This is a genomic window from Nitrospirillum amazonense (genome assembly GCF_007828035.1).
GTDB lineage: Bacteria > Pseudomonadota > Alphaproteobacteria > Azospirillales > Azospirillaceae > Nitrospirillum > Nitrospirillum amazonense.
Genome location: NZ_VITV01000005.1, coordinates 250,426 through 262,051, shown reverse-complemented (window position 1 = coordinate 262,051; position 11,626 = coordinate 250,426). Strand labels below are relative to the sequence as shown.

11 protein-coding genes are annotated in these 11,626 nt (G+C 66.4%); 4 read left to right on the top strand and 7 right to left on the bottom strand.

The features are described 5' to 3' along the window. Positions 1-218 precede the first annotated feature (218 nt). Positions 219-647, bottom strand: coding sequence for a hypothetical protein (locus FBZ87_RS29250; protein ID WP_186454799.1), 429 nt, complete (start codon positions 645-647; stop codon positions 219-221). A gap of 120 nt (positions 648-767) precedes the next feature. Next, positions 768-1,055 carry a hypothetical protein gene (locus FBZ87_RS29245; RefSeq protein WP_186454798.1) on the bottom strand — a complete coding sequence of 96 codons (288 nt, stop codon included), beginning with the start codon at positions 1,053-1,055 and terminating at the stop codon, positions 768-770. Positions 1,056-1,313: 258 nt separating this feature from the next. Between FBZ87_RS29245 and FBZ87_RS16305 the strand changes: the two genes are divergently transcribed. Both FBZ87_RS16305 and FBZ87_RS16300 read left to right on the top strand, forming a co-directional pair. Continuing rightward, positions 1,314-5,321, top strand: a complete 4,008-nt coding sequence (locus tag FBZ87_RS16305; RefSeq protein ID WP_186454797.1) for an autotransporter outer membrane beta-barrel domain-containing protein — start codon at positions 1,314-1,316, stop codon at positions 5,319-5,321. Positions 5,322-5,414: 93 nt separating this feature from the next. After that, complete coding sequence (locus FBZ87_RS16300) at positions 5,415-5,915, top strand: DUF2199 domain-containing protein (RefSeq protein ID WP_145611347.1); 501 nt, start codon at positions 5,415-5,417, stop codon at positions 5,913-5,915. Positions 5,916-5,925: 10 nt separating this feature from the next. Here the strand turns inward: FBZ87_RS16300 and FBZ87_RS16295 are convergent, their stop codons facing one another. The 3 genes from FBZ87_RS16295 to thrC are packed head-to-tail and all read right to left on the bottom strand — an operon-like array spanning position 5,926 to position 9,257. Beyond that, positions 5,926-6,516 (bottom strand): GNAT family N-acetyltransferase, encoded by a 591-nt coding sequence (locus FBZ87_RS16295; RefSeq protein ID WP_004272455.1) that lies wholly within the window; start codon positions 6,514-6,516, stop codon positions 5,926-5,928. A 51-nt stretch (positions 6,517-6,567) separates the two neighbouring features. After that, the gene (locus tag FBZ87_RS16290) at positions 6,568-7,839 is read right to left on the bottom strand and encodes a M16 family metallopeptidase (protein ID WP_145611346.1); all 1,272 of its coding nucleotides are present in this window, start codon (positions 7,837-7,839) and stop codon (positions 6,568-6,570) included. Next, complete coding sequence (thrC, locus tag FBZ87_RS16285) at positions 7,836-9,257, bottom strand: threonine synthase (RefSeq protein WP_145611345.1); 1,422 nt, start codon at positions 9,255-9,257, stop codon at positions 7,836-7,838. The genes FBZ87_RS16290 and thrC overlap by 4 nt, the downstream gene beginning before the upstream one ends. A 324-nt stretch (positions 9,258-9,581) precedes the next feature. Here thrC and FBZ87_RS16280 point away from each other — a divergent pair, with 324 nt between their 5' ends. Both FBZ87_RS16280 and FBZ87_RS16275 read left to right on the top strand, forming a co-directional pair. Further along, on the top strand, positions 9,582-10,154 hold the full coding sequence (locus FBZ87_RS16280) for a hypothetical protein (RefSeq protein ID WP_145611344.1): 573 nt from the start codon (positions 9,582-9,584) through the stop codon (positions 10,152-10,154). Further along, positions 10,151-10,732: a hypothetical protein gene (locus tag FBZ87_RS16275; protein ID WP_145611343.1), complete on the top strand. Its 582-nt coding sequence runs from the start codon at positions 10,151-10,153 to the stop codon at positions 10,730-10,732. The genes FBZ87_RS16280 and FBZ87_RS16275 overlap by 4 nt, the downstream gene beginning before the upstream one ends. A 22-nt stretch (positions 10,733-10,754) precedes the next feature. On the opposite strand, the gene FBZ87_RS16270 is transcribed toward FBZ87_RS16275, so the two are convergent. After that, complete coding sequence (locus FBZ87_RS16270; protein WP_145611342.1) at positions 10,755-11,195, bottom strand: type II toxin-antitoxin system VapC family toxin; 441 nt, start codon at positions 11,193-11,195, stop codon at positions 10,755-10,757. A gap of 57 nt (positions 11,196-11,252) precedes the next feature. Continuing rightward, the gene (locus tag FBZ87_RS16265) at positions 11,253-11,537 is read right to left on the bottom strand and encodes a ribbon-helix-helix domain-containing protein (protein ID WP_186454796.1); all 285 of its coding nucleotides are present in this window, start codon (positions 11,535-11,537) and stop codon (positions 11,253-11,255) included. Between the last annotated feature and the right edge of the window lie 89 nt (positions 11,538-11,626).

Sequence of the window (11,626 nt, the reverse complement as noted above, 5' to 3'; positions counted from 1 at the left end):
GCACCGTTCTTAACGAAGGTACCGTCCAAGGTGGATACAATGGCGTTGATCTCAGGGGTACGGGCATTGGTGGCCTCACCAACGTTGGCGCCATTCAAGGCGGTAGCATTTGGGGTGTCGGCATCGCTTTAACGGGCGACCAAACCTATGTTTACGATCCGGTGGCGCAGACGGGACATTATCAAGCTGTTGGGGCCACAATGGGCACCCTCGCCAATTCAGCCAGTGCGCTGGTTACCGGCGGCACAGGCATTCGGCTGGAGGGAGGAACCATCGGCACCCTGGTGAACGATGGCCAGATCATCGGCACGGGTTGGCAAGGTGTGGTGGTTACCGGAAAGACTGAAAGCGTCTATGACGCCGCCTCCAACACCTCCAGTACAACGGTGACCCCCGGCAGCATAGGCACCTTGGTCAACGGCGTGGGTGCGACCATCAGTGGTGCTGTCAACGGTATCCAGGTCAGTGGTGCCACCATTGAAACCATCGCCAACGCCGGACTGATCGGTGGCGGTGGCTATGGCATCTCGTTGTTGACGGGGTATGACGGTGCGACATTTGTGGGTGGTCAGGTCTTCAGCTTGGCCAATGATCTTACAGGCATTATTTCCGGAACCCACTCCGGCATCCAGGTTGCCGGGGGACATCTTGGGACGCTGTCCAATAGCGGATTGATTGCGGGGGAGGAAGCTGGCCTTCAAATCACCGCCGCGGTGGATCTTGGTACCGACATCACGCCAGGGACAATCGGGACGCTGGTCAATAATTCAACCGGCACCATCATTGGCAATGCCGCAGGCATCATTGTACGCGGCGCCACAGTAGATACCCTGATCAATGCCGGGCGGATTAATGCCGGAGGCAACGGGTTTGATATTGAGAGCGCTATATTGGGCGGCTATTCCGTCGATCCCAGTCCCGTGGTGACGGTTCTCATCGGGACTCTGGCCAATCTTCAAGGCGCCACCGTAAACGGTGATTATAACGGTCTCAACATCTATGGCGCGACGATCGGCACCCTGACCAACGCTGGCGTGATCAATGGCGGCACCCATGTTGGCCTTGATATCAACGGGGGCCTGTTTAATGGAACGACAATAGCCCCAGCCCAGATCAACAACCTGACCAATAGCGCCTCCGGCACAATTTCGGGCGTCAGTGCCGCCTTATCTATTAGTGGTGGCAACGTCGGGTCCTTGATAAACGATGGCTTAATTTCCGGCACGTACGCTGGCATCATTGCAGATATTGACTATTTCGCCTCGATGCCGAGCCCGCCGCTAATTGGCACCATGGTGAACACGGGCACCATCATGGCGGTCGGAGTCCTGACCGGGACGGTTGTCGACAGCGGACCAGCTGTCGATCTTAGCGAAGTCAATGTCGGCACCATCAGCAACAATGGCCTGATATCTGGCAAGGCAGCATTAACGGTACTCCACGGCACTATCGGCCTGCTCGACAACCTGATAAAGGGCACGCTGGTCGGCATGGGCGGATCCGGGGCGATCCAACTCGCGACCGATGTCGGCACGTTACGCAACGCGGGCTTGATCACCAACCAAGGCGCATCCACCACCGGGGCGGGGATCACCATTAGTTATGGCATCGTGGACACGCTGCTGAACCTGGCAGTGGGCACCATCGCTGGCGCAAGCTCGGGACTGGGATTACTGTCGTCCAGGATTGGCACGCTTAGCAACAGTGGCACACTGAAGGGCGGCACGACGGCAATCGACGTAAGCCACTATGCTTCTACTTCGGCGGAGGGTCTTGACGCCCAGCCGTTGGCCATCGGCACCTTCAGCAATACAGGAATCATTGCCGGCGGCGCGAACGGCATCGGGTCTAGCGACCGCATCGGTGATCTGCACAACAGCGGTGTCATCATCGGCGGCACCGGCAACGGCGTGATCAACATTGGTCACCTGTATGATTTCTCTTTTTCCGTGAGCGATGTCCCCAGCCGCCAAACCACTATCATTCGGACCTCCTCCAGCGGGGGCGGTATTATCGGCACGCTGGCCAACAGCGGCACGATCACCGGCGGTCAAAGCGGTATCGTCAATGGAATCGCTTCGGCCAGCCAGACGGTGGAAAGTAGGGTCTTCCGTTATTCTCCCTATAGCGACTCCACATCGTTAGTGATTGGTACCACTGGCCCCATCGGCGGCACCATCGGCACGCTGATGAACAGCAGGACCATCCTGGGCACGACGGTGGCGGGCATCGACAACGGCGCCGCCACGGCCGTCATCGGCACCTTGGTCAACAGCGGCCTGATCCAGGGCGGCCAGACCGGCATCATCAACGCCGGCACCATCGGCACCCTGACCAACAGCGGCACCATCACCGGCGCCGTGGCGGCCATCCGTGACAGCGGCACCCTAGGCCCGGTCACGAACACCGGCGTCATCGCCGGCGACATCGTCCACACCGCCGCCACAGACCTGTCCATCACCGGCGGCAGCGGCACAGTGTTCGGCACCCTGACGGGTGTCGGCGGCGCCCGTGGCACCTTGTCCAGCACGGCCAGCAACGTGACGCTGGCCGGCAACCTCGTGCTGAACGACAGCGTCAGCGTCGCCGGCCATACCCTGGCGGAGAATGGCGGCAGCCTTGTGCTGGCGGCCCCCACCACCATCACCGGCAACTATGCCCAGGCGGGCGGCACGCTGACGGTCCTGGAGGCCGGCGGCACCGTGGGCGGCCTGCAGGTCAGCGGCAGCGCCAGCATCAGCGGCGCCACCGTGGTGCTGACCTCGCAATACGCCTACGGCCTGACCAGCGGCGCCGCCTACACTATCGTGGCGGCCGGCGACGCCGCCTCCAGCTATGCCAGCGTGACCGCGCTGGCCCCGGGCTACGATTCCACCACCGTCACCAGCACGGTGGTCGGCGGCCAGACCGACCTGATCATCCGCGTGAGCGGCAGCAGCCTATCGGCCGGCGGCACGGCCACCATCTCCAGCGGTGCCGCATCACTGGATCAGATGACGGGTGGCAGCCTGGTCCTGACCGGCGGTACGCCCGCAGTGGGCACCGTCAGCGGCGGCACGATCGCTCTGACGGGCGGCGACGTTGCCTTGGACAGCATTAGCGGTGGCACCCTGACGCAGACGGGTGGCACGGCCAGCCTGGGCACCGTCAACGGTGGCGCGATCGCCCTGACCGGCGGCAGCGCCACCCTGGGCGCCATCAGCGGTGGCACCCTGACGCAGAGCGGTGGTACCGCCACCCTGGCAACCGTCAGCGGTGGCGCGATCGCCCTGACCGGCGGCAATGCCACCCTGGGCGCCATCAGCGGCGGCACCCTGACACAGAGCGGTGGTACCGCCACTCTGGCAACCATCAACGGTGGCGCGATCGCCCTGACCGGTGGCAGCGCCACCCTGGGCACCATCAGCGGCGGCACCCTGACGCAGAGCGGTGGTTCCGCCAGCCTGGGCACCGTCACGGGTGGCACCATCGCGCTGGCCGGCGGCAGCGCCACCCTGGGCACCATCAGCGGCGGCACTCTGACCCAGGGCGCCGGGTCCACCATCGCCGGCACGACGGCGGTGCAGGTCCAGGGCGGCAGCCTGAACCTGGGCGGCACGGTGCAGGCGCCCCTGGCCATCAACGGCGGCCTGGTGGCCTTGAACGGCACCGCCTCCGGCCCCGTCACCGTGGGCAGCGGCGGCACCCTGCGCGGGTCCGGCGTCATCACCGGGGCGGCCACCGTGGCCGGTGTGCTGCGTCCGGGCAATTCGCCCGGCACGCTGACCTTCACTAACGGTTTGACCCAGACAGCCAAGTCGGTGCTGTCCATCGATATCGATGGCACGGGCACCGGCAAGGGGGCTGGCAACTACTCCCGCGTCCTGGTGACGGGCGGCAGCTACGTCATCGGCTCCGGCGCGGTGCTGCAGCCCAACCTGCGCGGCATGACGGGCAGCGCCAGCAACACCTACACCCCCGGCCTGGGCACGGACTTCGCCATCGTGCAGGCCGCGGGCGGCGTGCAGGGCACCTTCGCCGGCATCACCCAGCCCGGCAGCGGGCTGCTGGCCGGCACGCAGTTCACGGCACTGTACGGCAGCAACGCCATCGACCTGTACGTCACCCCCACCTACGGCTCCCTGGCCAGCCTGGGCGCCAGCGCCAACCAGCAGACCATGGGCCGCGTGGTGGCGGGCCTGAGCAGCACCGGCAACGCTGACCTCGGCACCGTGCTGAAGGCGCTCTATGGTCTGCCCACGGTGGGGGCGTCGCTGGACGCCCTGGCCCAGATCGGCGGCAGCAGCCAGGCCAACATCGTCGCCTACAGCCTGAACCGGGGCCTGGCCGCCACCCAGGTGCTGGGCCAGCGCCTGGCGGCCGTGCGCGATGGCGTGGCGGGCGGCATGCAGGGCACGATGCAGGCCCAGTTGGTCGGCCGCACCCTCTACACCAGCATGGCCAGCGGCACCGACGGCGCAGTGATTGAGGACGAGCGCGGTGCGGCCGCCGGCTCGGCGCCGGAGGAAGGCTGGCACTTCTGGGCCCAGGGCCTGGGGGCGTTCACCCGGGTGGACAGCGACGGCAACGCCGCGGGCGGGCACAGCAACACCGGCGGCGGCCTGTTCGGCGGCGACCGCACAGTGGCGCCGGGCGTGACCCTGGGCCTGGCCGGCGTTCTGCTGCAGAGCACCTCGGGCGGGTCGAACGAGACCAGCAGCTACGGCCTGTCGGCCTACGGCAACGTGGATCTCGGCGACGGCCTGTTCGTCACCGGCAACGCCGGCTACACCTACGACCAGTACGATACGGCGCGGACCATGGGCTTCGGCGGCCTCAGCCGCACGGCCTTCGGCCACACCACCGGTGACGAGCTGAGCGCCGGTGTCACGGCCGGCTACCGGGTGCGCGTGTCCAACCTGACCTTGGAGCCGCAGGCCGGCATCCAGTGGCTGCGGGTGGGCCGCGACGGCTTCACCGAGACGGGTGCCGGCGCCTTGAACCTGGTGCTGCAGGACCTGGACGCCACGGCCCTGCAGAGCAGCGTGGGCGGCCGCGCCTCGGCCAGCTGGAAGACGGACGGCGGCACGGTGATCACCCCGGCGCTGCGGGCGGCCTGGCTGCACGACTTCCGCGACCGGGCCCTGACCAGCCAGGCGGCGCTGGCCGGCACCACCTTCGCCGTGACCGGCCCCGACACCGGCGCCAACGCGCTGGGCATCGGTGGTGGGCTGACCCTGCAGGAAGGCAACAACCTCAACCTCTACGCCAACTACGACGGCACGCTCCGCCGGCATGAGACCGACCACGTCTTCACCGCCGGCTTCCGCCTCAGCTGGTAAGACGGAAACAGGCCCACATGTGACAACGGCCCGGGTGGGAAACCATCCGGGCCGTTGCCATATCCTGGGGGCACAACGGCGAGGGAAACGGGCATGAGTGAGGCGTTCGTCTGCAGTGTTTGCGGCCAGCCCCATGAGGGCCTGCCCACCCAATGGGCCTGGAAGCTGCCCGACGCGATCTGGGCCATTCCCGAGGGCGACCGTGAGGGCGCCGCCGATTTCACCGAGGACGTGTGCGCCTATGACGGGCGCTTCTTCATCCGCTGCGTCCTGCCCATCCCCTTCACCCACCAGGCGGACTTCTTCGGCTGGGGCGTGTGGGCGGAGGTCGGGCGTTCGACCTTCCTGCGCTATCTGGATTTATACGAGGCGGACGGCAGTACGGAACCGCCGCTGCCCGGCACGCTGGCCAACGTCATCAGCCTCTACGACGCGCCGCTGGGACATCCGGTGCTAATCCAGTTCGGCGCCGCCAGCGCCCGGCCCACGCTGCGACTCACCCACGACGACATGTCGCCCCTGGCCCAGGAACAGCGGACGGGTATGGGCGCCGACCGCCACCATGAGATTCTGAAAGCCTTGGGCGCGCTTTGACGGGCGCGCTCTAACCGCGCCAGTCGTCACGCAGGATGCCGTACAGCACATGGTCGGCCCAGCGGCCGTCGATGCGCAGATAGCCCCGGGCATAGCCCTCGCGTACGAAGCCTACCTTTTCCAGCAGGCCCTGGCTGGGCTGGTTGGTGGGCAGGCAGGCGGCCTCCACCCGGTGCAGGCCCAGCTGGCCGAAGGCGAAGCCCAGGCTGGCCTTGGCCGCCTCGCTGGTATAGCCGCGCCGGGCGTAGGGCTTACCCACCCAATAGCCCATGGTGGCCATCTGGGCCACGCCGCGGCGCACATTGGAGAGGCCGATGCCGCCCACCAGCCGATCGCTGGAGCGTTCGAAGATCAGGAAGCTGTAGGCTTCGTCATTGCGCCATTCCGCCGTGTGCCGGCGCACCCGGCGCAGGAAGGAAGAGCGCAGCAGGGCGTCCGCCGGCCAGGTGGGTTCCCACGGGGCCAGGAAGTCCCGGCTGCGTTCGCGCAGGTCGGCCCACTCCCGCCAATCCTTGACCTGGGCCGGGCGCAGGTAGACCTGCGGCCCGTCCAGGCGGATGGCCGGTGTGCTTAGGATATCGGCATGTAACAGCCGTATCACCGCCGCAAGCCCCTCCCTACCCCCATCACCGCCGCCCCATCCTTACCGGCTTCAATGGCCCAGCCGGGCCCGGATGCGGTCATACGATTCCAAGCCGGCCAGCGGCCCCAGGGCCGTCACCACCGGCTCACTCTCCAACAGCCGGCGGGCGCACCGTTCCACGGCGTCCACGTCCACCGCGTTCACCCGGGCCAGCATCTCCGCCACCGGGATGGGGCGGCCGTGGATCAGCATCTGCTGCCCCACCTGCTCGCACCGCGCCATGCTGCTTTCCAAGGCCATGACCAGGCTGGACTTCAGCTGGGCGCGGGCGCGCGCCACCTCATCCTCGCGGATGCTGCCCACCAGGTTGGCGACCTCGCCACAGACCACGGGCACCAGTTCCGCCACCTGTTCCGGTCCCGTGCCGGCATAGATGCCGAACAGGCCCGTCTCGGCGAAATGGCTGGCGAAGCTGTAGATGCTGTAGACCAGCCCGCGCTTCTCCCGCACCTCCTGGAACAGGCGGGATGACATGCCGCCGCCCAGCAGGGTGGACAGCACCTGCGTCGCGTAGTTGTCCTCGTGATGGACGCCCACTGCCTCGAAGCCCAGCACGACGTGGGTCTGTTCCAGGTCGCGCTCGTCCCGGAAATCGCCGCCGTGATAGCTGGCCTTTTCGTGCGTCCAGTCCCGATGCTCCGGCAGGGCGCCGAACATCTCGGCCGCCATGTCCACCATGCGGGCGTGCTCGATGCGGCCGGACGCCGCCACCACCATGGCCGGGCCGGAATAATGACCTTGGACATAGGCGTTCAGATCATCGCGGCTGAGCCTCTCCACAATCTCCGGCAGGCCCAGCACCGGGCGGCCCAGCGCCTGGCCGGGAAAGGCCGTCGCCTGGAAATGGTCGAAGATGATGTCGTCGGGCGTATCCTCGGCCTGGCCGATCTCCTGCAGGACGACCGTGCGCTCCTTGGCCAGCTCGTCGGCGTCCAGGCTGGCGTGCTGCACCATGTCGGCCACGATGTCCAGGGCCAGGCCCGCGTCTTCCTTCAGCACTTTGCCGTAGTAGGCCGTGTGCTCCCGTGTGGTGTAGGCGTTCAGGTGGCCGCCCACATCCTCGATCTGCTGGCTGATCTGGTAGGCGTCGCGCTTGGGCGTGCCCTTGAACAGCATATGCTCTACCAGGTGGGCGACGCCGTTGACCTCGGGCGCCTCATCCCGCGTGCCGACGCCGACCCAGACGCCCAGCGACACCGTCTCCACCCCAGCCATGCTGTCGGTGACGACGCGCAGGCCGTTGTCCAGCGTGGTGACCTGGATTCCGCCACCGTCGCTCATCGGGCGGCTCCCGTGACGCGGGATTTGGAGCGCACGAAGGCTTTCACGGCTTCGACATCATTGGGCAGGACGGTCACGCGCTCCTCACGCTCATAAAGGTCGGCCAAGTGGCGGGGCAGCGGCGGGTGCACGCCAGTGGCGGCCTTGACCGCGTCGGGGAACTTGGCCGGATGGGCGCAGGCCAGCGACACCAGCGGCACCTCGGCCGGGACGGTGCCGGCGGCGCGGGCCTGGGCCGCCGCGTGCACACCCACAGCCGTGTGCGGGTCCAGCAGATAACCCGTGGTCTCGAACACCCGGCGCATGGTTTCCGCCGTTTCCTGCTCATCGGCGCGGAAGCCGTCGAACAGGCCCCGCGCCTCGGCGAGCTGGCGGCCGTCCACCGTGAAGCGGCCGCTGGCGGCGAAGCCGTCCATCACGCCTGTTACGGCGGCGCCGTCACGGCCCAGCAGGTCGAACAGCAGGCGTTCGAAATTGCTGGACACCTGGATGTCCATGCTGGGGCTGATGGTGGAGACCACGCCGTTGGTGGCCATGGTGCCGGACTGGAAGAAGCGGGTCAGGATGTCGTTGCTGTTGGTGCCCACCACCAGGCGCTGGATGGGCAGGCCGATGGCCCGGGCGCCATAGGCGGCATAGACGTTGCCGAAGTTGCCGGTGGGAACGGAGAAGGCCACCGGCCGGTCCGGCGCGCCCAGGGCCACACCGGCCGCCACGTAGTACACCACCTGGGCCAGGATGCGGGCCCAGTTGATGGAGTTGACGGCGGAGATGTTCAGCTCATCCCGGTAGGCCTGGTCATTGAACAGGGCCTTCACGATGGCCTGGCAATCGTCGAAGGTGCCCTCCAGCGCCACGTTGTGCACGTTGGGCGACAGGACCGTGGTCATCTGCCGGCGCTGCACCTCGGACGTGCGGCCCTCGGGGTGCAGGATGACGATGTCCACTAGCTCACGATCCCGGCAGGCCTCGATGGCGGCGGAACCGGTATCGCCCGAGGTGGCGCCCACCACGGTGATACGACGACCGCGCTTGGCCAGCACATGGTCGAACAGGCGGCCCAGCAGTTGCAGCGCCACGTCCTTGAAGGCCAGGGTGGGGCCGTGGAAAAGCTCCAGCACCCAATCCTCCTGACCCAACTGGGTCAGGGGGGTGACGGCGGCGTGGGCGAAGCTGCCATAGGCGTCATGCACCAGGGCGCGCAGCTCATCCTCGGAAATGGCGCCGCCCATGAAGGGGGCCATCACGCGGGTGGCCAGCTCGCCATAGCTGAGGCCGCGCAGGGCGCGCAAGGCGCTGGCGTCGAAGACCGGCCAGGCCGCCGGCACATACAGTCCGCCATCACGGGCCAAGCCCGCCAGTAGCGCATCCTCAAAGCCCAAGGCCGGCGCCCGGCCCCGCGTGCTGATATAATCCACCCTAGGCATCCATCCCTTGGCTCAACTCGAACCCCTACAGTAGCCAGTGGCGCCAAGGTCCCGCAAGCCCGCCAGCCCCTCACGGAAACATGGGTGATTCGCATGGGAAGAACAGCGGCGTGTCAAGGCCCCGGCGCGATGTTCCAGGACATCCAATTTTCCCGGAAATGACACTTGGAAACCGCCTTCGGTTGCGCTGCAATAGAACCGACGGCCGGGGCTTGGCTCCGCCGTTCAATAGCAACATTCCCCGCCAGGATGGACCGGACGAGGCATCGTTCCGGAACGCCGTGGGGTCTTCGAGAAGGGGCGTTCCGCGGCACCATGGGGCTGATGCACGCGATCATGCTGGCCGGCGCCCTGGCGGTGGTGGCGGGCCTGATCATTCTGGTTCTGGGCAAGTTGGGCGAGGCGGCGGTGGAACGCCAGCCGGACTTCCGCCGTGCCCTCGACCGCCTGCCCCTGGGTGCCCAGGTCGAGAATCGGCTGGAAGGACGCGAGGCGGAGCTGCGCGCCGAGCTGACGGCCCTGCAAGGCGCCTTGGGCGAGGTGCGCCGCCGCCGCTACGCCCTGGACAAGGACCTGGAGGATGCGCGCCGTAGCGCCCAGGCCCCGGTGCGTGTGGTGGGGCGTGAGGACGCCGGCCTGAATCGCTTCGTCGCCTGGATGGTCAACCGCCTGGTGCAGCAGGCCCAAGGCGACACCAAGACCGCCGTGGCGCTAGACCCTGAATGGGCCGGCCCGCAGATGATCGAGGTGTGGTCGGAAAACCTGGCCGACGCCCGGCGCGACCTGCAGCGCTATTTTCCCGCACCCTTGGGCTATGTGCTGCTGAGCATCCAGCTGGCCAACAGCGGCAAGGCCGACGCGGCCGCGCAGAAGGAGAGCATCGCATGATCGCCTTGATGCTGACCCTGCTGGCCGTGGTGGTCACCGCAGGCCTGACCGGGGAACGCGCCTGGACCCGCGTCAGCGAGGCCAAGACCCGCCGCCGCCAGGCCCTGAACCGGCAGCGTGAACAAAGCCAGCGCATCCGCCGCCTGGCGCGCGCCACCTACAGCCTGAAGCAGCAACGCCGCCACATCCAGCTGACCATGGAGACATTGCAGGACGAATGCGCGCGGCTGGAGCAGGACATCAAGCGCATTGCCCGCCCGGAAAACCGCATCTTCGTGCTGGAGGAGCGCCGCAACCCCGCCGATGCCGCCTGGATCGCCACGGTGGAGGTGGGCGGCACCGTCGCCGACAGCGCCCTGCCCGCCGCCGTGCCGTGGCAGCGCCGCCGCTTCCTGTTGTGGGCCGGCGATGATGAGGGCGCGCGAGCCCGTCTGGAGCGCCGCTTCCCCCACGGCAGCGGCTTCCGTGTCAGCCAACTGATGCTGCGCCCCAGCCACACCGCCGCCGCCCCGCCGGCCGCCACCGGCGGCGGGCTGGAGACTCGGGCGGCGAAGGCGGCCAGGTTGACTGCCAGTTAAGCTGCGCTGAATCACGAAGCTTTTAGTCTTGATATTTCCAGGCAGCCGCATCGTTCAGGATGACAAGACTGTCATCTACGGACTGAATTCCCCGATCATTCGTAAACAATACCTCACACCCCATCCGTATCGCTGTGGCCAGATGTATGGCATCTACCAGCTTATGCCCGGTAAGTCCGACAATCGCGGATGCGTCAAAGAGGATCACGCGACTGACCTCGACAAGTTCGATGGCGCCAGGTTCAGTGAATAGGCTCATATACCTAGTCACCAGGCGCGATGCGCCTTGTTTTCGGGCGCCCGCTAGGCACTCTGCGATCGTGATTTCACTGGTGTATATGGAGGCGCCGCAGCTCTCTATCTCGTCAAATATGTGAAGACTACGCCGCTGGAAGTCCGGCGTGCCCTCAAGAAGATAAATGAAGATGTTTGCATCCAGATATACGCGTCTCTCGGCGGGCATCTGGCGCTCACAGCTTAGAATTGAAAGGCTTCCAATTGATAACGCGCTCTGGCTGCGTCAGTCTTCTCTAACTTCCCGGATACGGCGCATAATTTCATCGTCACTCTGCGAACCGACAATGGCGACGCCAGTACCAGCGAAAGAGCGAAGGCGAGCAAATGCGGCTTTACGATCGTCGCCGCCAGACGGCGGGGCGGCCACATTCAGATGCTGCCGTACGGCTTCTACAACCAAGTCAGACGGCGAAACCTGCACGCGAATCGCTTCCGCGTCCAAAGCCGCCTTTAGGTCGCTCGGCATAGATACGGTAACGGTCATTTCGTGGGTTGCTGCGCTTTTCATGGCAACTGCCCGAATAGGAATCGTGGAAGAATTATAATGCTCTCTCAGCATTGGTCAATTCACCAACCCTATCGACCTTGAAAGCCAAC